The sequence below is a fragment of the Bradyrhizobium sp. HKCCYLRH3073 genome (assembly GCF_051167995.1).
Taxonomy (GTDB): Bacteria; Pseudomonadota; Alphaproteobacteria; order Rhizobiales; family Xanthobacteraceae; genus Bradyrhizobium.
This window is the reverse complement of sequence record NZ_JBNPUD010000003.1, coordinates 257200-278229: the sequence shown is the minus strand read 5'-3', so window position 1 is coordinate 278229 and position 21030 is coordinate 257200. Positions and strand designations below refer to the sequence as shown.

Annotated in this window: 14 protein-coding genes; 7 read left to right on the top strand and 7 right to left on the bottom strand. The window is 67.0% G+C overall.

Annotated elements, in window-relative coordinates:
- Nucleotides 1–9: 9 nt before the first annotated feature.
- Nucleotides 10–3708 (bottom strand): YhdP family protein, encoded by a 3699-nt coding sequence (locus ACQR1X_RS08955; protein ID WP_434883135.1) that lies wholly within the window; start codon nucleotides 3706–3708, stop codon nucleotides 10–12.
- Between the two features lie 516 nt (nucleotides 3709–4224).
- Between ACQR1X_RS08955 and ACQR1X_RS08950 the strand changes: the two genes are divergently transcribed.
- The 4 genes from ACQR1X_RS08950 to ACQR1X_RS08935 all read left to right on the top strand — a co-directional run bounded on the left by ACQR1X_RS08950 (nucleotide 4225) and on the right by ACQR1X_RS08935 (nucleotide 9336).
- Complete coding sequence (locus ACQR1X_RS08950) at nucleotides 4225–4896, top strand: peroxiredoxin (RefSeq protein ID WP_434898676.1); 672 nt, start codon at nucleotides 4225–4227, stop codon at nucleotides 4894–4896.
- Nucleotides 4897–5001: 105 nt separating this feature from the next.
- The gene (locus ACQR1X_RS08945) at nucleotides 5002–6366 is read left to right on the top strand and encodes a M23 family metallopeptidase (protein WP_316178936.1); all 1365 of its coding nucleotides are present in this window, start codon (nucleotides 5002–5004) and stop codon (nucleotides 6364–6366) included.
- 109 nt (nucleotides 6367–6475) lie between these two features.
- Complete coding sequence (locus ACQR1X_RS08940; protein WP_434898675.1) at nucleotides 6476–6865, top strand: hypothetical protein; 390 nt, start codon at nucleotides 6476–6478, stop codon at nucleotides 6863–6865.
- A 230-nt stretch (nucleotides 6866–7095) separates the two neighbouring features.
- Nucleotides 7096–9336 carry a TonB-dependent receptor domain-containing protein gene (locus ACQR1X_RS08935; protein ID WP_434898674.1) on the top strand — a complete coding sequence of 747 codons (2241 nt, stop codon included), beginning with the start codon at nucleotides 7096–7098 and terminating at the stop codon, nucleotides 9334–9336.
- Nucleotides 9337–9379: 43 nt separating this feature from the next.
- Here ACQR1X_RS08935 and ACQR1X_RS08930 read toward each other — a convergent pair whose 3' ends face one another.
- On the bottom strand, nucleotides 9380–10546 hold the full coding sequence (locus ACQR1X_RS08930) for a trans-sulfuration enzyme family protein (protein ID WP_316215719.1): 1167 nt from the start codon (nucleotides 10544–10546) through the stop codon (nucleotides 9380–9382).
- 104 nt (nucleotides 10547–10650) lie between these two features.
- Entirely contained in the window at nucleotides 10651–11895 is a 1245-nt protein-coding gene (locus ACQR1X_RS08925) for a LysM peptidoglycan-binding domain-containing protein (protein WP_434898673.1), read from the bottom strand.
- A gap of 862 nt (nucleotides 11896–12757) precedes the next feature.
- Here ACQR1X_RS08925 and ACQR1X_RS08920 point away from each other — a divergent pair.
- On the top strand, nucleotides 12758–14908 hold the full coding sequence (locus ACQR1X_RS08920; protein WP_434898672.1) for a methyl-accepting chemotaxis protein: 2151 nt from the start codon (nucleotides 12758–12760) through the stop codon (nucleotides 14906–14908).
- Between the two features lie 12 nt (nucleotides 14909–14920).
- Here ACQR1X_RS08920 and ACQR1X_RS08915 read toward each other — a convergent pair whose 3' ends face one another.
- Entirely contained in the window at nucleotides 14921–15475 is a 555-nt protein-coding gene (locus ACQR1X_RS08915; RefSeq protein ID WP_434898671.1) for a DUF3124 domain-containing protein, read from the bottom strand.
- A 25-nt stretch (nucleotides 15476–15500) separates the two neighbouring features.
- Here ACQR1X_RS08915 and ACQR1X_RS08910 point away from each other — a divergent pair, with 25 nt between their 5' ends.
- Complete coding sequence (locus tag ACQR1X_RS08910; protein WP_434883140.1) at nucleotides 15501–17228, top strand: cation:proton antiporter; 1728 nt, start codon at nucleotides 15501–15503, stop codon at nucleotides 17226–17228.
- A 53-nt stretch (nucleotides 17229–17281) separates the two neighbouring features.
- The gene (gene upp, locus ACQR1X_RS08905; RefSeq protein ID WP_434898670.1) at nucleotides 17282–17917 is read left to right on the top strand and encodes a uracil phosphoribosyltransferase; all 636 of its coding nucleotides are present in this window, start codon (nucleotides 17282–17284) and stop codon (nucleotides 17915–17917) included.
- An 11-nt stretch (nucleotides 17918–17928) separates the two neighbouring features.
- Here upp and ACQR1X_RS08900 read toward each other — a convergent pair whose 3' ends face one another.
- The 3 genes from ACQR1X_RS08900 to prfB all read right to left on the bottom strand — a co-directional run bounded on the left by ACQR1X_RS08900 (nucleotide 17929) and on the right by prfB (nucleotide 20954).
- Nucleotides 17929–18852, bottom strand: coding sequence for a DMT family transporter (locus ACQR1X_RS08900; protein ID WP_434898669.1), 924 nt, complete (start codon nucleotides 18850–18852; stop codon nucleotides 17929–17931).
- An 83-nt stretch (nucleotides 18853–18935) separates the two neighbouring features.
- On the bottom strand, nucleotides 18936–19823 hold the full coding sequence (locus tag ACQR1X_RS08895) for an NAD(P)-dependent oxidoreductase (RefSeq protein WP_316215716.1): 888 nt from the start codon (nucleotides 19821–19823) through the stop codon (nucleotides 18936–18938).
- Nucleotides 19820–20954, bottom strand: a protein-coding gene (gene prfB / locus ACQR1X_RS08890; protein WP_315737783.1) for a peptide chain release factor 2 whose coding sequence is annotated in 2 segments (ribosomal slippage) — nucleotides 19820–20884 and nucleotides 20886–20954 — 1134 coding nt in all. Because the reading frame shifts where the segments join, the coding sequence is not laid out codon by codon here. Before prfB ends, ACQR1X_RS08895 begins: the two co-directional genes overlap by 4 nt.
- Between the last annotated feature and the right edge of the window lie 76 nt (nucleotides 20955–21030).

Here is a 21030-nt window from a genome sequence, read left to right as displayed (position 1 = left end):
CCGGCAGCATCAATTGTTCGGCGGCAGCTCCGCCGGCGGGTATTGCTGCTTGCCGGTATTGAAATCCATGATCTTGCGCGTCACGCCCGGCAGCATGGCCGAGATCGGATTGATGCGCACCACCGGCTGGCTCGGCGTGCCGACGACCTCGTAGGTCACGCCGAACAGACCTTCATTGCTGCCGCCGAGGAACAGGCCGACGATCGGGATCTGGTTGAACATGTTGTTCAGCCCGTACAGCGGCACGATCGTGCCGGAGGCGCGGACCTGGTTGACGTTGTAGTCGATGCTGCCCTCGATGGTCAGGCCGAGCGTCGGCCCCTTGACCACGCCGTCGCGGATCGAGAGCAGCCCGTTCTGCCGCGTGAACTCTGCGCGCAGCATCGTGAAGGCGATGCCCTGTGACGCGCCCTGGGCCGCACCGGAAGCGGCGCGGTCCAGCGCCTGCTCACCCCTGACGGTGAAGTTGCGAACGATCGCGAGGCCTTCCTTGGGGCTGGAATCGGCCGTCGGCGGCTCCATCGCCAGCTCCAGCTCGCCGCCGGCCATCTTGGAATAGGTGTCGGCGAAGCGCAGCAGCGCGCCTGCATCGTTGGTCACGAGATAGATCACCTCGCGGCCCTGGCGGCGAGCGCGCGGATCGGAGCTGGGCGCCTCGCGGCCGACGCGGATGTCGGCCGTGACCGGCGTGTCGCGGCCGACCTTGCCGGTCAGGTTGAAGCTCTTGAAGGCGCCGCCGCGCCGGGAGAGCTTGACGTCGACGCTGCGCAGCGCCTCGCCGTTGAAGCCGGCGACGGCGCCGAGCTTGACCTCGGCGTCGAAGTCGAGATTCGAGCGCGCCTTGTTCTTGTCGGCATCCTTGTTGGTCCCGGAGATGGCGGACTTCAGGAAGCCGCGGCCGTCGAACACGTCGCCGCGCATCGACAGCTTCAGCACGCCGTCCTGGCCGCGCTCGGCCTTGAGCTGCGTCTTGTCGCCTTCCGACGGCGAATAGGTCGGGAAGTTGGCGTTCATCAGGTCGCCGTTCTGGTCGACTTCCAGCGAGCCCTTGATGGAGACGCCACCGCCTTCGATGTTGATATCCTCGAAGCGGGTCGACTGCTGCTTGGCGACCACGTTGAAGGTGGCCTTGCTCGCCTTGCCCGGATTCTTCACCCAGCCCGGCAGCAGATTGTCGAGCTTGAGCTGGGTCAGATCGGCCTCGACACCGAGCCGGCTGTCACGATCGGCGGAGCCCGCGATCTTGCCGTTGAGCTTGAGCGGCACGTTGCCGGTGATCGCGGTGCCCAGATCCATGCCGAGCCGGGCGCGGCTCGCATCATCGAGGATCGCCTGCATCTTGATGTCGGCGTCGCCCTCGGTCGGCTTGCGATAGTCGAGCGTGGCCGGCTGGCCGTTGATCTTGACGTCGCCCTTCACCTGATAGCCGGCGGTGTTGGCCACGATCTTGAGCGTGTTGGCCTCCAGCTTCTGGTTCATCACCAGCTTGTCGGCGGCAAAGCCGTTGAGATCGGCCGTGACCGCGTAGCTGGTGTCGGCCTTGGTCAGTTCGCCCTTGACCGGCATCGCGAGATTGACGCTGGCCTGGAACGTTCCCTTGGTCTGGTTGGGATCGATCGGCATCGACGACAGATCGTTGAGCCGGTCGGAGGCGAGGATCTCGGCGGCCGCGGCGACCTGGCCCTCGACGCGCATGCGCACCCGCGACGGCGACGGCTTCGGCGCCATGTCCGGCACTTCGAACACGACGTCGGAGAAGTTGAGCTTGCGCCCGGCCGGCGTATCCGCGACGCCCTGCCCGATCGTCACCGTCGCGGTGCGGCCGGTGACATGCGCCTTCACGTCGGCATCGCGCACCGACGGCAGGCCGTCGACCGGATGCACGGTGACATTGGTGGCGACGATGTTGACGTCGAGACCATCGTCGGGAATCGGCGGCCCCTTGCGCGGCAGGTTGCGCGTCGGCGAATTGACCGCGACGTCGATCCGCTGCACCGAGCCGCGCTCGATGCGCTCGATGATCCAGGCCCGCACCTCCGGCACGATCAGCGCCGGCCAGATCCGTTTCATCGCCAGCGCGGGCATCGGCGTCGCGGCGAAGCCGAGCTTCAGCCGCGGCTCTCCGGCATACTCGACGCTGCCGGTGCCGGCGACGCCGATTTCACCGTTGGACACCTCGGCCTGCGTCAGCAGCACGCGCTTGCCCTCGGTGTCGAAGCGGAAGTTGATCGAGATGCGGTTGAAGATCAGCGGTGGCTCGTTTTCGATGGCGCCGAGCAGAATGGTGCCGCCGTTGAGACCCAGCCGCCAGTCGTTCGCGGTGTCGTTCGGCGGCTCGAGATTGGCGTTGAGCGTGATGCGGTTGGCGCCAGAGATCACCTTCAACGGCGCGATCAGCACGCGGCGTCCGGCGTCCCATTCCATGCTGATCTCGGCGGAATCGATCGCCATCGGATAGTCGGGCGTATCGGTGTCGATGATCTTGCCCGCGCCGATGTTGATCTTGCCGCGCAGATAGGTCGGCAGCCCGTCGCGCGCGAGCTCGCCCTTGATCTCGCCGGTCATGGGCAGGTCCGCCATGTAGGTGAGATCCTTGAGTCGCATCGCCAGCAGGATGTTGCTGGTGGAAACCTTGTCAGCCTTGATGTCCACCGTGCGCACGCCGTTGGCCTGGGGCCCGACCAGAATGCGCAGCGACCACGGCCTGGCGCCCTCTTCGCCGAGGCTCAGCGCCACGCCGCCGCCGGACGGCCGGCGCAGGCTGAGGCTGATGTTCTCGAACGTCCATTTGTTGCCGCGCTGCTGGTCGTCGACGACCAGCACGCCGTTCTTCAACCCGATCTCATTCAGGTTCTGGCCATCGAGCCCGGTCAGGCTGAGGCTGTCGAGCCAGTCCAGGCCGGCGAGCAGGCCGTTCGGCGCGGCGGTCGCCGGCAAAGTCGAAGTGGCCGGCGCCGACGGCTGCGGGCCGGCCTGCGGTCCCGGTGCACCAGGCGATGGCGCGGCCTGTCCCGGCCGCGGGAATGTCGGCGGCAGGCCGGCGTCGCGCTTGGAGGCGACGCCCGTCGCCAGCGGCTTGTTGGTCTCACCCGTCGACACCGTGACGGTGCCGTCCGGCGTGATGCGAATCGCGAGCTCGGCGTCGACCAGCTTGAGGCTTTCGGCGCGCAGCTGGCCCATCAGCAGCGCGGCGCCGGACAGCCGCACCTCGGCCTTGGGCGCGCTGGCGACGATGGCGTGATCCTGGTCACGCACGATGATGTCGCGGATCCGGACCGCGATCCTGATCCGCCCCGCGCGTTCGATCTGGGTGCCGCCGACCTCGACGGTGTTGCCGTGGCCGATATTGTCCTCGATCGCCGCCGCGAGCCATGGCGTCGCGATGTCGAGGCTGATCGGGCCCGCACCGAGCCGCAGCCACAGGCCGGCGAAGCCGAGCCCGACGAGCAGCATGAGCGATGCCAGCGTGATGACGACCCGCTTGGCCACGCGGCCGCCCGGCAGACGCGGGCGCGCCCCGCCGAATCGACCGGTGCTCCCGCCCGAATCGGGCCGCGACAACAGGCTCCGGGCGCGCTGCCCGACCATCTCGTCGTGCTCGGCGGCAGCCTCATACTGGTCGGCCACATCCCAGTCGGCCTCATCCCACTGCTGGCCCTGGGTGTCCGCTTGCAGATGGGGCCGCTGGGGTGATGTCTGTCTTGCCATTGCCTCTCGGTGCCGGCCCCTCGTGTCCGAAATAGTCGTGCCAATCTGGCCTCGGCCAGGTTGGTCGCCGGTGTGGCCCCGCCCGTTCACGCAGCGCGCGTGCTCACTGCCGGCAGGAGTCGATGCCCCAATGATCCCGTCACGCTTCGGCGGGTGCTGTCAACACGCCCGCTGGCGCTTCGCCGGCGGCGCGGACGACGCGCGGAATCCTCGTCACTATACCCCGCCGCCGTCAGGTTTGCCCACCTGCTCGCGCCAGCGGACCGGCGCCTCTCCACCGCCGGACGAAATTTGTGGCGGGGACGTCTGATCCGGAGACGGTACGAGAGTCGTCATTGCACTGTGCTCAACTGCGCTGGTGCTCACGCCTGCTGGTAGCCATGATCTTCGCTTCATCGCAAGAGGCGCAATCCCCTGCGCGCCGCGAAGCACGGATGCCAGATCGATCCCGGGACACCGGACAAGAACCGAGATACTTTCATTTTTGAGCCGCCGAAAGCGACGAAAGGAAGGCGTATGTCGAAGGAATCACGAAAGAAATCCTCCAACCCGGCGTCCTACGGGACGATTGACGGGAACCGGCTCGCCACCGCGGCCAAGAAGGCCACCAAGAAGACGGCCAAACCGGCCGTGACGAAAGCCGCCAAGACGACCTCCGCCAAGACGCCGACCACGAAGGCCGCCGCTGCGAAGGCCAAGCCCGCGACGCCGGCTGCCAGCGGAACGGGCCTTGCCGAGGGCGCCAAGGCACCCGCGTTCAAGCTGCCGCGCGATGGCGGCGGAACCGTCTCGCTCGCCGACTACAGCGGCCAGAAGCTCGTGCTGTTCTTCTATCCCAAGGCCAATACGCCCGGCTGCACCAAGGAGGCGATCGACTTCACCCGCCTGTCGAAGGACTTCGCCGCTGCCGGCGCCGCAGTGCTCGGCGTCTCCGCCGATTCGGTCAAGGCGCAGGACAATTTCCGCGACAAGCACGATCTCGCGGTACCCCTGATCTCGGACGAGAAGCATGAGATGCTGGAGGCCTACGGCGCCTGGGGCGAGAAGTCGCTCTATGGCCGCAAGTTTCTCGGCATCATCCGAAGCACCGTCTTGATCGGCGCCGACGGCCGCGTCGCCAAGGTGTGGCGCAACGTCAAGGTCGACGGCCACGCCGACGCGGTGCTGGCGGCGGCGCGCGCGCTCTGAGAATGCGCCGGAGAGCGTTGGGGGAAAATTAACCATGCAGGGGTCAAATCGCTCCCGTAAATGACGCCGCTGGAACGACGATCTCCAGCCGGCGCGGGAGTGCCGATGTCGTATCGTTCCGGCCATCACGCCGAATATCCCCAGCACCATCCTCATGACCGCGGGCACGCCCACCATCATCGGCGCGCACCCGCCAGCCATCCGGCGCCGGTCGCGGCCGCATCGCAGAGCGACTACACGCTGGTGCATGCCGGCAAGCAGGTGCGCATCGGCCCGGTGGTGTTCTGGATCGTGGTCGGCACCGTCAGCCTGCTCGGGCTGTGGTCGGCGGCGACTGCGACCTATTTCGCGTTCCGCGACGACGTGTTGACGCGGCTGATCGCGCGCCAGGCCGAGATGCAATACGCCTATGAGGACCGCATCGCCGAGCTGCGCGCCAAGGTCGACCGCGCCACCAGCCGGCAACTGCTCGACCAGGAGCAGTTCGACCAGAAGCTCGACCAGATCCTCAAGCGCCAGACCGCGCTCGAGGGACGTGCCACCGCGCTCGGCAGCATGCCCGACATCACCGGCTCGATCCGCGCCCCGGCGCGTGCGCCGGTCGCGATCGAGCCGCCATCGGCGACAGCCGCGCCAAAACCGTCGCCGATCAGCGACACCGTGATCTTCACCGCGCCGCCGGACCGCGAGGCCCGGCTCGAATCGCGCAGCCCCGTGATGGCGAATGCGCAGCCCAACCCATCGACCAAGCTCGCCGGTGTCGACAACGTGCTGACGCGGCTGACGCGCTCGCTCGACCAGGTCGAGGCGCGGCAGGTCGCGATGCTGTCCTCGGCCGAGGAGACGCTGGAATCGAAGCTGCGCCGGATGCGCGGCGTCATCACCGATCTCGGCCTGGACATGGGCCAGCTCGAAGCGGCCGCGCCAAAGGGCGGCATGGGCGGCCCGTTCGTTCCGGTCAAGCTCGGCGCCGAATCCGGTCCGTTCGAACGCCAGCTCTACCGCATCAACATCACCCGCGCGCAGGTCGAGAAGATGAACCGCACGCTGTCGCTGGTGCCCTATCGCAAGCCGGTGATCGGCGAGGTCGAGTTCACTTCCGGCTTCGGCGTGCGCTCCGATCCATTCCTCGGCCGCCCCGCGATGCACACCGGCCTCGACTTCCGTGCTGCCACCGGCGATCCGGTCCGCGTCACCGCCAACGGCAAGGTGGTGAATGCCGGCTGGGCCGGCGGCTACGGCCGCATGGTCGAGGTCGATCACGGCAACGGCCTCTCCACCCGCTACGGCCATCTCTCCGAAATCAACGTCAAGGTCGGCCAGCAGGTGAAGATCGGCGACATCATCGGCGAGGTCGGCTCGACCGGCCGTTCGACCGGCCCGCATCTGCACTACGAGACCCGCATCGACGGCGAAGCCGTCGACCCGCAGAAATTCCTGCGCGCCGGCGTGCGGCTGAGCGCCGGGTAAGATCGCTCATCCGGCAAGCCGACGCGCGACCAACGCGCAACGGCATTGCGCGATCGCAATTGGTGCTGTTCCGCAGACATGCTAAGCATGCTGCGGGGATTTCAGGGCCGTGCGTCGCATTTCATCACACAGCAAACATCTGACGGGCGCCGTCGCCTGTGCGATGGCCTATGTGCTGGCGCTGCAGGTCACGCTGGCGGTGAGCCTGAACGCCTGGCTGCCGCCGAGCTTCGCCTTCGTATTCGGTGAGATCTGTCACGAGCGAATCGACAACGCTCGAGGGGGCGCCGACAGCTCGGAAGCGCCGGCTGCGACGTCAGCGGCGCATTGTCCGCTCTGCGTCACCCCGGCTTTCGCACTGCTGCCGCCGCCCGACGCACCCACGGTCAGCCTCCGGCGCGTCCTTGGCGTTGCGTTCGAACCGATCGCGCCCTTGTGGCGCGCGACTGCCGAGGTCGACGCCGGGCACCGGGCGCGCGCGCCACCTCGGCTCGCCTGAGCGGCGGTCGCCGCATCTTCAGACACATCGCTGCGCCACATGCCGCCTCCGCTCTCACGGAGCCGCAGCGTGATGGCACGCACATCTTGGCATCATCAGCCGGGCGCCGTTGGCGCGTGCCCAGCTCCCGATCTCATCCGCAGATATCTGCGCAGCATCCTCCAGAGTTCTCCATGTCGAACGTCCTTTCAGGCTCAAAGCCGCCCACTGCCTCTTTACCTCCGCGACCGATGTCGTCGGCGCTGCTCGCGGCGACAGCCTTGCTGTGCTCCGCCGCTGAACCCGCCAGCGCGCGCCCCGCGGCGTCGCTGCCGACCGTCACCGTCGACCCCGCGCGTCAGCGCACGGCCAAGCCTCGTCCCCGGCCTGCGGCAAGCCGCGAGACTCACGCACCGGCCCCACACGCCACGGAAGCCGCCACGCAGCAGAAAGACACCGGCCCAACAGCTGCAAGCCGCACGCTGCCGCCGCAGGCCGGCTTCGAGCGCGGTCTCTCCTCGAGCGATTCGGCAGGCCTCGTCACCGACCTGCCGGGCGGCGCAGCCTGGGGCGCCGGCGGCGTCTCCAGCCTGCCCGCGATCAACGGCATGGGCGCCGACCGGCTCCAGGTCGCGATCAACTCGATGCTGATCTCGCCGGCCTGCCCGAACGAGATGAATCCGCCGCTGTCCTTCGTCAATCCGGCGATGATCGCGAAGATGCGCGCCTATCTCGGCATCGGCCCGGTCTCGGTCGGCGGCGACTACATCGGCAGCCGCATCGATGTCACCACGGCACCGCCCGCCTTCGCGGCGACCGACGGCTGGATCGCCAGCACCCGCGTCTCCAGCTTCTTCCGCAGCAACGGCAACGCCTATGGCGTCGATGCGACGGCCACGGCCGCCAACCGCGACACCAGCGTTACCTACACCGGCGGCTGGGTCCGTTCCGGCAACTACAAGGCCGGCGACGGCACCACCGTGAAGTCGACGCTGTACGAGACGCAGAACCACGCCATCAGCATCTCCAAGCGCAGCTTCGGCAACCTGTTCACGTTCCAGGTGGGCGGCCAGTTCATCCCCTACCAGGGCTATGTGAACCAGTACATGGACATGGTCTACAACCGCGGCCTGTTCGCCAACGGCCGCTACGAAGGCACGTTCGACTGGGGCCTGATCGAGGCGTCCGCCTTCGTGCATCAGATCCGGCACACGATGGGCTTCATCGCGCCCGACAAGGTCGCCTCGATGCCGATGGACACCAAGGGCCTCGACGGCGGCTACGCGATCAAGGCGACGCTGCCGGTGTCGGGCCAGGACCTCCTGCGCGTCGGCAACGAGCTTGCGCTCAACCGGCTCGACGACTGGTGGAGCCCGGTTGCCGGGTCGATGATGATGGGGCCGAACAGCTTCATCAACATCAACGGCGGACAGCGCGACCGCATCGGCACCTTCGTCGAATGGGAGCGGCACTGGGATCGGCAGTGGACGTCGATCGTCGGCCTGCGCAACGACATCGTGCGGATGAACACCGGCAACGTCTCGGGCTACAACGCGATGATGTACGGCGCCGATGCCGCGGCGTTCAACGCCGCCGACCATGCCCGGACCGACGTGCATCTCGACGGCTCCGCGCTCGTCCGCTACGAGCCCGACGCGATCAGCCAGTTCGAGCTCGGCTTCGCGCGCAAGACGCGCTCGCCGAACCTGTATGAGCGCTACGCCTGGTCGACCAATGCGATGGCGATGCAGATGATCGGCTGGTTCGGCGACGGCAACGGCTATGTCGGCAACCTCGACCTCAAGCCTGAGAAGGCGCACACCGTGAGCTTCACCGCCGGCTGGCACGATCCGGCGCAGAAGCTGTGGGACGTCAAGGTGACGCCCTATGCCAGCTACGTGCAGGACTACATCGACGTCGACCGCTGCAAAACGGCGAGCTGCCTCGCCAGCAACCCCGCCAACCTGACGACAAATACCGGCTTCGTCTATCTGCAGTTCGCCAACCACGACGCCACGCTGGTCGGCGTCAATGTCGAAGGGCGCCTGACGGTCTGGGACGACCTGACCTACGGCCACGGCCAGATCCGTGGCCTGATCGGCTACGTCAGGGGCTACCGCACCGACGGCGTCGACCTCTACCACATGATGCCGGTCAACGCGAAGCTCGCGCTCGATCATCATCTCGGCGGCTGGACCAATTCGGTCGAGCTGCAGCTCGTCGGCTCCAAGAATGTCGTGAGCCAGGTCCGCAACGAGCTGACCACGCCGTCCTACGCGCTGGTCAACCTGCGCACCGGCTACCAGTGGCAGCACGTGCGGCTCGATCTCGGCGTCGACAACCTGTTGAACCGGACCTATGACCTGCCGCTCGGCGGCGCCGATCTGGTCGACTATCAAGTGGTGTCGATGATGGGCTCATCCGCGGCCTACGGCTACGCCGTCAAGGGCCCTGGCCGGTCGCTGAATGCGCGGCTTAGCGTGAACTTCTGACGACGGGCCGGCCCGCGGCGCGAACACCGCGGGCCGGCATGTCTCAGGAGGTTTCGAGCGCGTCGAGGAATCGCGACAGGTCCTCCCACAGATCGCCCGGCTCCTCCAGCCCGATGCTCAGCCGCACCAATCCCTCCGCGGCATTCCATGCGTGCACCGTGCGATCGGCCGTGACATCCATCGGCGCAATCAGGCTGTGGGTGCCGCCCCAGGAGGCGCCGATGGCGAACAGACTGAGATGTCCGAGCGCCGGATAGATCCGCGCGGTAAACTCCGGCCTGATGACGACGCTGAACACCGTGCTCGCAGCCTTGAAGTCGCGCGCGAAGATTTCGTGGCCGGGACAGGACGGCAACGCCGGATGCAGCACGCGCGCGACCGCCGGCGACTGTTGCAGCAGCTCGGCAAACTCACGCGCGACGCGTCCCGAATGCGCCATGCGGACTCCCATGGTCTCGATGCCGCGCAGCGCCAGCGCCGCCTCATCCGGCGACACGCCGATACCGAGCACGCCCAGCACGTCCTTGAGCGCCTTGCGCAAGCTCAGGTCCTTGACGGTGATCGAGCCGAGCAGCAGGTCGGAATGACCGCCGACATATTTGGTCAGCGCCTCCACCGCGAAATCGACGCCATGCGCCAGCGGCTTGAACAACAGCGGGCTCGCCCAGGTGTTGTCGCAGCCGGTGAGCACGCCGCGCACCTTTGCGGCCCGCGCGATGGCCGGAACGTCCTGCACCTCCATCGTTCCCGAGCCCGGCGATTCCAGCCAGATCAGCTTCGTGCTGGCATCGATGAGATCGCTGATGCCGCCGCCGATCAGCGGGTCGTAGACCTCATGCGAAATCCCGCGCGCGGCGAGATAGTTCGCGCACAGATGACGCACCGGTGGATAGACGTGATCGGGGATCAGCACCTTGTCGCCGGGCTTGAGCACGGCGAGCATCGTGATCGCGACCGCGGCCTGTCCAGACGGGACCAGCACGGTGCGCTCGCCACCATGCAGCGCGCTGATCTGCGCCTCCAGGGTCCGCGTCGTCGGCGTGCCATGCAGGCCATAAGTGTAACCGTCGAGACCACGCTCGGCGCGCCGCGCAAAGTCCTGCGGCTCGTCATAGACGATCGTCGAGGCGCGATGGGTCGGAACCGCCAGCGACTTGAAGCCGTCGTGCGACACGGCGGGGTGCTGAACGCAGCGGGTGAGATCGTGCATGGAAACCTCGTGAGACAATGCTGACGGCCATCTTAGCGCAACGGCGCGAGCAGCGCGCTCAGGTGCAAGCACGTACAGAAGTCAAAATCCTTTGTGCTGCGCAGCTAGCGCTTCGCCGGCAGCACGAACACCTGGCCCGGATAGATCAGATCCGGCCGGCGGATCTGCTCGCGATTGGCGCGGTAGATGACTGCGTAGCGCGTACCTTCGCCGAGGAGACGGCGGCTGATGTGCCACAGGCTGTCGCCGCGCGACACGGTGATCGTCCTCGCGCCACTGCGCGCGGGTGAAGCGGCAACGTCCTTCAGGTCGGCCGGCGACGCGGACGCAAGCTGCGTGCGCGCGCCGGGAGCACCGCCGCTTCCCTGCCCCTGCCCCGCGGCCGCTGGCAGCGAGGCCGTGGTCAGCGCCTCCGGCACCTTCAACGGCACCTCGGCCCGCGCCTGCACGGCGCCGGTCTTGGCATCCACCTCGTCGAGCCGCAGCCGGTCCTTGCCGGCCCAGGCGGCATCCTTGATGGTCGTCGCGACGCAGCCATCTGCACCGGCCGTCGCGGTGTCGACCAGCCGGTCGTTGAGATAGATCCGGACGGTGGCCCCGGGCCGTGCGCGGCCGCCGACGCGCAGATTGCCGTTCGGCTCGAAGTCGACGGCCTCGACCGCGATCGCCAGCGGCACCGATGCGGCCGGCTTCGACAGCACGCGTGTCGGCTGGTCCGGCGCGATCACCGCGACGGTGGCCGGGCGCTTGCCGGCCTCGACCACCACCGCGACGCTCTGCTTGGACGAGATCTCGCGGCCGTCCGGCTGCTTGGCCCGCAACGTCAACTCGAACGTCCCGGCGGGCAGCGGCGGCGGCACCATGGAAAATTGCCCCGAGCGATCGGCCACCACTCGCGCATGCGGCTCGCCGTTGCGCAGCAACTCGACAGTGGCGCCGGGCGCCGCACGGCCGGCAACGACGGTGTCGCCCGACGGCTCCACGCTGACGACGTCGAACGACGGCCCATCGCTCTCGGCCGCCGGCGGCGCCACCGGCGCCAGCAGCGAAGCCAGTCCGCTGGCCTGTTGCTGCGCGCTGGCGAGCGCTGCCGCGGCTTGGCTCGCGCCGCCGCCCTTGTCTGCCGCACCCGGTTCAGCCGCCGCAGCGCGCTGCGGAGCAGCGGGCGCACCGTCTGCCGGAGCGCTCGGCGCAGTCGCGCCAGTCCGGCTCGCAGACGTCCCATCACGCTTGAAGATCGGGAGGTCGAGACCGAAGCCCTGCGCAAACGCAATGGCCAGGCCCGCGATCGCGAGCGCCGCAACGGCGCCGCCACCCCAGATCAATCGTCCGCCGTTTCCGATGCTCATGCGGTGATCCGTCCTGTGCAAACGAGGCGCGGAGACGACGGCTCCGTCAGCGGGAATCTTGCTTTGCACATAGCATCATACAGGGCGGAATGCCATTGCCCGCGCGGCTGGGGGCAGCGATCGAGCCGCCCAACTTGCCAAGTGTGACTTCCCCGCGCATCGGCAAAGCGCCAATCAGCGGCAAGCCCGCAGTGTCGAACCAGGACCCCGTTGCAGAGCATGTCCGAGAATGCGGCAGAGCCCGACAATCACAAACTTTCCTATTTCTTTTTTCCAGAAACCGTGTATGATCCGCTCATCCCGCCTCGTTGCGAGGGGCGTACGCGTCGTCACGGACGTTGGGGCGGGATGCGGTGGACGTGGGCTGCGATGCACGACGGGCATGGCGGCCGCGGACGATGAAGTCGCGTGGTCCTGACCTCCCGATGCTGAGGCCAAGTTCGCGCCGGCGCAGATGCGCTGGCGCGGATGACGGGGGCAAGAAAGCCCGGTCCCCGGGGAGATCGCGTATAAGTCGTTAAAACCATCGCGCAGGGAATGCCGGTTACGGCTTTGCCTGTGGTACCTGCCGCCTGCATTTTTTTCGCAGGCGGGCCATGGGTGAGGCCTTCACCCGGCATTCCCTGCGCCCTCGTCTCGAGGGCTCGCCGCCAAAAACTCGGACGCCCGTGCGTCACGAGGAAATTCCCATGCTCTATTGCTGATTGTCTGAGACGGTATCCGGCTCTCGAACCGCAATGCACAACGCGTAGTCCTACGGTGCCCATCTTTTACGCAACATTTAACGATCGGACCGCCTTCTCGCGTTCGTCCGAAGTTCAAATTCCGAATCCGATTCAATGGGCAGGTGGAGTTCATATCCGTGCGCAAGAATCTACCGGTCACGACCCATGAATACCCGATCACCGACGAGACGCTCATCGTCTCCCGCACCGATCTGAAGGGCAAGCTGACCTATTTCAACGAGCAGTTCGTCGATGCCGCCGGCTTCACCCCCGACGAGCTGATGGGCCAGCCGCACAACATCATCCGTCATCCCGACATGCCGGAGGCGGCCTTCGCCAACCTCTGGGACACGCTGAAGCAAGGCAAGCCGTGGGCCGGCGCCGTCAAGAACCGCCGCAAGAACGGTGACTTCTACTGGGTGCAGGCAACCGCGTCGCCCATCCGCGATAATGGCGAGATCACCGGCTACACCTCGATCCGCACCAAGCTGCCGTCCGAGCAGCGCGCCGAGGCCGAGAAGGTGTACGGGCTTCTCAACCAGAACAAGGCGCAGGACTACACCATCAGCGCGGGCATCATCCGCCGCCGCTCGGTGTTCGACCGCCTGTCGCTGTTCACGGGTACGCTCAAAGCGCGGCTGACGACCTTGGCCGCGGTGCTGGGCGTGTTCATGCTGATCATCGGCGCGGCCGGCCTGATTTCGACCCGCTCCACCAACGTCGCCATGAAGTCGCTCTACGAGGATCGCACGATTCCACTGGCGCAGTTGTTCGAGATCAACGATCGCACCTTGCAGAACATGTCGTCGCAACAGTCCGCGGCGGCGAACGGCAAGGCCGGAAAGCCGATCGACGGCATCAGGGCGCTGGTGGACGGAAACAGCGCGAGAATCACCAAGGTCTGGGCCGACTACATGGCGAGCTACTTGACCCCGGAGGAGAAGATCGTCGCCGATGCCTACGCGATCAGGCGCAAGGCCTATCTGGAGGAAGGCATCAGGCCGGGACTGGCTCTGCTCGAGCAGGGCAAGTTCGACGAGGCGAGCCAGCATATCGCCACGAAGGGACATGATCTGTTCGAGGCCGCCAAGCACGAGCTCGACAAGCTCGTCGAGATCCAGGTGAAGGAAGGCAAGGCGCTCTACGAGGAGGCCGAGAGTCAATATCTGGTGGTGCTCGCGATCATTTCGGTGATGATCCTGGCGGGTATCGGAATCGGCGCCACGTTCAGCCTGCAAAGCATCCGCGCGGTGCTGCGGCCGCTCAAGGTGCTCAACGACGCGATGCAGAACATCAGCCAGGGCAAGCTCGACAACCGCATCCCGGTGCAGCGCGACGACGAGCTCGGCGAGGCGCTGCGCAACCTGCAGACCGTGCAGGCGATCGTCCGCTTCAACAGCGAGGAAGTGAAGGCTGTGCAGCACTCGGCCGAGGTCAAGCGCAAGGCCGGCATGAACAAGCTCGCCAGCGAATTCGAAAGCGCGATCGGCGGCATCGTGCAGACGGTGTCCTCGGCCTCATCGCAGCTCGAGACGTCCGCCGGCACGCTGACCTCGAACGCGACGCGCTCGCAGGAGCTCGCCACCACCGTGGCGGCCGCGTCCGAGCAGGCCGCGACGAACGTGCAGTCGGTGGCCTCGGCCACCGAGGAACTGACCTCGTCGGTGACCGAGATCAGCCGCCAGGTGCAGGAATCGGCGCGCATCGCCAACGGCGCCGTCGATCAGGCGCGCACCACCAACGACCGCGTCAACGAGCTCTCGAAGGCCGCCGCGCGGATCGGCGACGTGGTCGAGCTGATCAACACCATCGCCGGCCAGACCAACCTGCTGGCGCTGAACGCAACCATCGAGGCGGCGCGCGCCGGCGATGCCGGCCGCGGCTTCGCCGTGGTCGCGTCCGAGGTCAAGGCGCTCGCCGAGCAGACCTCGAAGGCCACCGGCGAGATCGCCCAGCAGATCTCCGGCATCCAGGCGGCCACGCAGGAATCGGTGTCGGCGATCCGGGAGATCAGCACGACGATCGAGCGGCTGTCGGAAATCTCCTCGACCATCGCCGCTGCCGTCGAGCAGCAGGGCGCGGCGACGCAGGAGATCTCGCGCAACATCCAGGAGGCGTCGCGCGGCACCACCGAGGTCAATGCCAACATCGTCGACGTCCAGCGCGGCGCCTCGCAGACCGGATCTGCTTCGGGCAACGTGCTGTCGGCGGCGCAGTCGCTGTCGCAGGAGAGCGACCGGCTGCGGCAGGAGGTCGACCGATTCCTCGGCAACGTGCGGGCGGCCTAAGCCGCCCCGCGCTCACCGCCCGGTCGGCCGGATCGGGCGGCCCTGACTGATGAAGGCGTAATGGCCGGCGCCGATGCCGCCGACCATCAGCGCCTCGACGACGGGCTCGGCGATCTCACCGGTCGCCGCCCAGTCGATGACGAAATTGGCACCGGTGCCGCCGCGGGTGTCCTTGACGGGCACGAAGATCTCGACGGTCGCGAACGGCCTCAAGGCGACGGGCTCGCGCAGATGCGCCTCCACCAGCGTGCCGGCCGTATCATAATAGTTGATGCGCCGGACGATCAGCGGCCGCTGCTCGGAGGCGTTATGGATGCTCAGCGTCACCGAGAAATCGGCCTGGACCCGGCCCGGGGTCATCGCGACGCTGGAATAGACGGGGACGTAGACGGCGCCCGTGACCGTGACGGGCTGCGCCGGAACTGGCGTCAGCGAGCTCGCGAAAGTCGTGGTCACGTCGTCGGCGGCCTGCGCCGCGCCGGCCGCAACAGCTGCGATGAGCAGCAGCGCGAATGCGCCGGCCCGGATGTGACAGATTGCGGGTTTCCTTGCGCGGCGGCCCGACATAAGTTGCCGCCCCGGGGGTTGCTTCATGCATGAACTGATCGGCGACATCACGCTCTGCATCCTGTTTGCGTGGGTGCTTGGACTGGCGGCGCATAAATGGCGCCAGCCCTCGATTCTCGCTTATCTGGTCGCGGGCTTCGCCATTGGCCCCTTCGGCACCGGCTGGGTCAAGTCCCAGGAATCGATTTCCGTGATCTCGGAACTCGGCCTCATCTTCATGCTGTTCATGATCGGGCTCGAGATCGACCTCAAGAAGATCATCCGCGCCGGCCCGGTGATTCTGATTGCCGGCGGCGTCCAGCTGCTCGGCGGCGCCGCGCTCGGCATCCTGTTCTTCGTCGCGATCGGCATGCGGATGGGCGCCGAGAGCTACGACGCGCTGTATCTCTGCGTCGCCTGCGCGCTGTCCTCGACCGTGATCATCGTCAAGGTGCTGTACGAGAAGCGCGAGCTCGACACCCTGCCCGGCCGCATCACCCTCGGCGTGCTGGTGCTGCAGGACGTATTCGCGATCCTGTTCCTGGCGGTGCAGCCGAGCCTCGACGACCTCCATGTCAGCGTGATCCTGCTGTCGTTCGCCCGCGCCGGCACGCTGGTCGCGATCGCCCTGCTCCTCAGCCGCTACGTCTTGCCGCCGGTATTCCATCGCATCGCGCGCACCCCGGAGCTGATCCTGCTCGGCGCGCTGGCCTGGTGCTTCCTGATCGGCGAGATCGCAGAAAGGCTGCACCTGTCGCGCGAGATGGGCTCGCTGGTTGCGGGCGTCTCGCTGTCGACCTTCCCCTATGCGCTCGACGTCACCGCCAAGGTCACGACCCTGCGCGATTTCTTCATCACGCTGTTCTTCGTCGCGCTCGGCATGACCATCCCGATCCCGACACTGTCCGTGGTCGGACTGGCGCTGGTGATCGCACTGTTCACGGTGGCGAGCCGGCTGCTCACCACCTTTACGCCGCTCTACATGATGCGGCAGGGCCTGCGCGCCAGCCTGCTGCCGGCGCTCAACCTTGCCCAGATCAGCGAATTCTCGCTGGTGGTGATCCAGACCGGCGCCGCCGCCGGCCACCTCAAGAACGGCACGTCGAGCGCGGCGTCCTTCGCCTTCGTGCTGCTCGCGGTGCTCTCGACCTTCGTCATCGTGCGCTCCGACCCGATCGCGCGGCGAAGCATCCCGCTGCTCAAGCGGCTCGGCCTGCGCGACCTCGATTCGAGCAAGGACGGCGAGGCCGGCCATGAGGGCGGGCACGGCGCCGGACGGCCGATCGTTCTCCTCGGTTTCTTCCGCACGGCCAGCGCCCTGCTGAGCGAGATCGAGCGCAACGAGCCGGCGCTGCTGGAACAGATCGGCGTGGTCGATTTCAACCCGGTCGTCTTCCGCACCCTGTCCGATCGTGGCATCCAGGTGACCTATGGCGACATCAGCAATGTCGACACGCTGATTCACGCGGGGGTCGGCCAGGCCGAGTTGATCATCCTGAGCATCCCGGACTCGCTGCTCAAGGGCGCCAACAACGAGAAGCTGGTGCGCCACGTGCGCAGCATCAATGCAACGGCCAAGATCGTCGCGACCGCCGACCTGCTCGCCGACGTCAACGACCTCTACGATGCCGGCGCCGACTATGTGACCGTGCCGCGGCTCAGCGATGCGCAGGTGCTGCTCAACCTGATCCAGGACGCCAGCGCCGGGCTCCTCTCCGAGCGCCGCAGCCAGGCCGAGGCGATGCTCGCCGACCGCCGCGAGGTGCTGCCATGAGCCGGGCGCGTATCCATCTCCGACACAATCTCTGATCCCGCTGGACTTGAATCATGGCAAACACGAGCGTTCACGTCGTCGATCACCCGCTGGTCCAGCACAAGCTCTCCTTGATGCGCGAGCGTGACCGCTCGACCAAGGGCTTCCGCGAGCTCCTGAACGAGATCGGCATGCTGCTCGCCTATGAGGTCACGCGCGACCTGCCGCTCGAGCTCGTCGGCATCGAAACGCCGATCGCCCCGATGAAGGCGCCGAAGATCGCCGGCAAGAAGCTCACCCTGGCGCCGATCCTGCGCGCCGGCGTCGGCTTCCTCGACGGCATGCTGGCGCTGATGCCGTCCGCGCGCATCGCCCATATCGGGCTCTACCGCGATCCCAACACGCTCCAGGCCGTCGAGTACTACTTCAAGGCGCCGCAAGACCTGAGCGACCGCACGGTGATCCTGATGGACCCGATGCTCGCGACCGGCAACTCCGCCTGCGCGGCTGCCGAGCTGCTCAAGACGCGCGGCGCCCGCGACATCCGTTTCGTCTGCCTGCTGGCGGCCCCGGAAGGCATCGCCAAGTTCGAGAAGGAGCATCCGGACATCCCGATCTGGACCGCAGCGATCGACGAGAAGCTGAATGACCACGCCTACATCGTGCCCGGTCTCGGCGATGCCGGCGATCGGATGTTCGGCACGAAGTGATCGTGAACGGTTCAGCAGGACGGTCGCGGTGAAAGGCGAATGACACTGAGGATGCGACCATCGATCACCAGCAGCGCACTCCCGATCACCAGCGCACCGCTGATCTCCCGCAACGAGATGCTTTCGCCGAGCACCAGCGACCCGAGCAGGATCGTCGTCAACGGGATCAACAAGGTCACCAGCATCACGTTGGTCGCCCCGGAGCGGCGCAGGATCTGGAAGAACACGATATAGGCGAATGCCGTCGACAGCGCCGCAAGGCCGATGACCGCGACCCAGGTTTGCAGCCCGGGAAGCGGGAGACGCCAGGGCTGGTCGACCGCGCCGGCGATGACCAGCATCATCACGCTCGAAGCCGAGAGCTGGAAGGTGGCGGTCGCGAGCGGCGGCGATTGGGTGAGATGGCGGCGCACCAGCAGTGCGGCGATGCCGTAGCTGAGCGATGCGCCAAGACCGAACAGAATGCCGTAGCCGCCTGCCGAGCCGCCGAGCCCCGATCCGCCTCGCAGGATCACGACGCCGACGAGGCCCACGATCAGGCCCGCAGCCCGCCGGACCGACAGCCTTTCATCCCCCGCGGCAGCCATTACCACGATGGTGAACAGCGGCGTGGTCGCGTTGAGCACCGCGGCAAGACCGGAGGTGATGAACGTCTGGCCGATCACGATCAAGCAGAACGGCACGACATTGTTGAACAGCGCCACGGCGAGGAACGGCAGCCAACCGACAATCCCCCTGGGAAAACCGAGCCCGCGCAGGCGCGCCACCGGCAGCAGAATCGCAGCCGCCAGCACGATGCGCAGCAGCACCAGCGTCAGCGGCGGCAATTCCTTCAAGGCGAGGCCGTTGAAGATGAACGACCCGCTCCACAGCAGCGAGAGCAGGCCGAGCAGCGACCAGTCCCGCGCGTCCATGCTCTCGTTCTGGGATGTCATCACGGCAACCGTGGTTCAATGTCGGCGTGAACGTTGCAAATAGGGCCGAGCGTGATCCACCCGCTTTCCGTCAGCGTCGCGCTCTACGGCGGGTCTTTCGGCCGCGAGATCAGCTCGATCATGCGGCCTTCGTCCTCATCCGGCATCGCCGCCTTCGCCCGCGCATAGGCGTCGACGGCCGCCTGGGCCATGACTGGGCGCTCACCGAGCAGTTCCTCGGCGAGCTGCAGCGCATAGGCTGCATCCTTGTGACGGAGTGCTGCGGTGAAGCTCGCGTCGGCGAAGTTGCGCGCGACCATGCGCGGGGCGTGGCGCAGCACCTGCGGGCTCGCCGCGACGCCGCCCTGGATCGCCTCGAGCACGAGATTCATGTCGAGCCCGGCCTGCTCGGCGATCGCGAGCCCTTCGGCGAGACCCGCGATCTGCATCGCGCCAAGCAGGTTGTTGATCAGCTTGTAGACGGTCCCGGTGCCCACCGGTCCGAAATGGCGAATGGTCGAGCCGATCGGCGCCAGATAGGGCCGCGCGCGGTCGAGATCGGCGGCGTCGGCGCCGATCAGCAGGGTCAGCTTGCCGCTTGCGGCCGCGTCGGGCAGCCCGGTCACCGGACAGTCGAGATATGTCACGCCGCGCGCATTCAGCTCGCGCGACAGGCGCAGCGTATGATCACGCGATACGGTCGAGCATTCGATCGCAATCGTGCCGACCCGCATGGTGGCGGCGGCGCCATCCGGCCCGAGCCACACCGCGCGCGAGGCGTCGTCATCCGCAACCATGGTGACGACGGCGACGGCATCGATCGCCGCATCGGCCGGCGAGGTCGACCAGCGCGCGCCGCGCGCGATCAGATCCTCGGCCTTTGCCTTGTTGCGATTCCAGACCGCCACGGAATAGCCGGCATCGAGATAGCGACCGGCCATGCCGTGGCCCATCCGCCCGAGCCCGATGAAGGCAACGCGCGCCGCGCTCAATCCACGTCCTCGATTGCGGCGCCCGGCGTCGTGCCGAACGCGCGCTGTGCCAGCGTCGCGGCCATGAACTCGTCGAGATCGCCGTCGAGCACGCCCGCGGTGTCCGACGTCTGCACGCCGGTGCGCAGATCCTTCACCATCTGATAGGGCTGCAGCACGTAGGAGCGGATCTGGTGGCCCCAGCCGATCTCGGTCTTGGCCGCCTGATCCGCCGCCGCCTTCTCCTCGCGCTTCTTCAACTCGATCTCGTAGAGCCGCGCGCGCAGCATGTCCCAGGCCTGGGCCCGGTTCTTGTGCTGCGAGCGGCCGGCCTGGCAGACCACCGCGACACCGGTCGGGATGTGCGTCAGCCGCACCGCCGATTCGGTCTTGTTGACGTGCTGGCCGCCGGCGCCGCCCGACCGCATCGTGTCGACACGGACGTCGGACTCCTTGATGTCGATCTTGATGCTGTCATCGATGACCGGGAAGATCTGCACCGAAGAGAACGAGGTGTGGCGCCGCGCATTCGAATCGAACGGCGAGATCCGGACCAGGCGATGCACGCCGGCTTCCGTCTTCAGCCAGCCATAAGCGTTGTGCCCGGAGATCTGGATGGTCGCGGACTTGATGCCCGCCTCTTCGCCCAGCGATTCCTCGAGATACTCGACCTTGAAGCCGTGGGTCTCGGCCCAGCGTGTGTACATGCGCAGCAGCATCTGCGCCCAGTCCTGGCTCTCGGTGCCGCCGGCGCCGGCATGGACCTCGAGATAGGTGTCGAACTTGTCGGCCTCGCCGGACAGGAGCGCCTCGAGCTCGCGCCGCGCGACCTCCTTCTTCAGCTCCTTCAGCGCATTCTCGGCTTCAGTGACGACGCCGGGATCGTTCTCGGCCTCGCCAAGCTCGATCATCTCGATGTTGTCGCTGAGCTCACGCTCGACCTTGCCGATGCCGGTCAGCGAGTCCTCCAGCGAGGTCCGCTCCTGCATCAGCCGCTGAGCTTTTTGGGGGTCGTTCCAGAGATTGGGGTCTTCGGCGAGCTTGTTCAGCTCGGCCAGCCTTGCCGTCGATGTCTCGACGTCAAAGATGCCTCCTCAGCAGCCCGACCGACTGCTTGATCTCTTCTACGATTTTCTCGATTTCCGCGCGCATGTCGCTCTCTTCAGGCCGCGGCTCCAAGCGCCGCAGCATCGTCTCTCACAGGGGGATGTAACGGCGCTCGGCGCAA

What these genes read in the sequence shown, in the direction of transcription:
- ACQR1X_RS08935 (WP_434898674.1), top strand. Translation starts at nt 7,096, where the DNA reads ATGTCGTCGGCGCTGCTCGCGGCGACAGCCTTGCTGTGCTCCGCCGCT.
- ACQR1X_RS08925 (WP_434898673.1), bottom strand. Translation starts at nt 11,895, where the DNA reads ATGAGCATCGGAAACGGCGGACGATTGATCTGGGGTGGCGGCGCCGTT.
- ACQR1X_RS08915 (WP_434898671.1), bottom strand. Translation starts at nt 15,475, where the DNA reads ATGTCGGGCCGCCGCGCAAGGAAACCCGCAATCTGTCACATCCGGGCC.
- upp (WP_434898670.1), top strand. Translation starts at nt 17,282, where the DNA reads ATGGCAAACACGAGCGTTCACGTCGTCGATCACCCGCTGGTCCAGCAC.
- ACQR1X_RS08955 (WP_434883135.1), bottom strand. Translation starts at nt 3,708, where the DNA reads ATGGCAAGACAGACATCACCCCAGCGGCCCCATCTGCAAGCGGACACC.
- ACQR1X_RS08930 (WP_316215719.1), bottom strand. Translation starts at nt 10,546, where the DNA reads ATGCACGATCTCACCCGCTGCGTTCAGCACCCCGCCGTGTCGCACGAC.
- ACQR1X_RS08950 (WP_434898676.1), top strand. Translation starts at nt 4,225, where the DNA reads ATGTCGAAGGAATCACGAAAGAAATCCTCCAACCCGGCGTCCTACGGG.
- ACQR1X_RS08900 (WP_434898669.1), bottom strand. Translation starts at nt 18,852, where the DNA reads ATGACATCCCAGAACGAGAGCATGGACGCGCGGGACTGGTCGCTGCTC.
- ACQR1X_RS08910 (WP_434883140.1), top strand. Translation starts at nt 15,501, where the DNA reads ATGCATGAACTGATCGGCGACATCACGCTCTGCATCCTGTTTGCGTGG.
- ACQR1X_RS08945 (WP_316178936.1), top strand. Translation starts at nt 5,002, where the DNA reads ATGTCGTATCGTTCCGGCCATCACGCCGAATATCCCCAGCACCATCCT.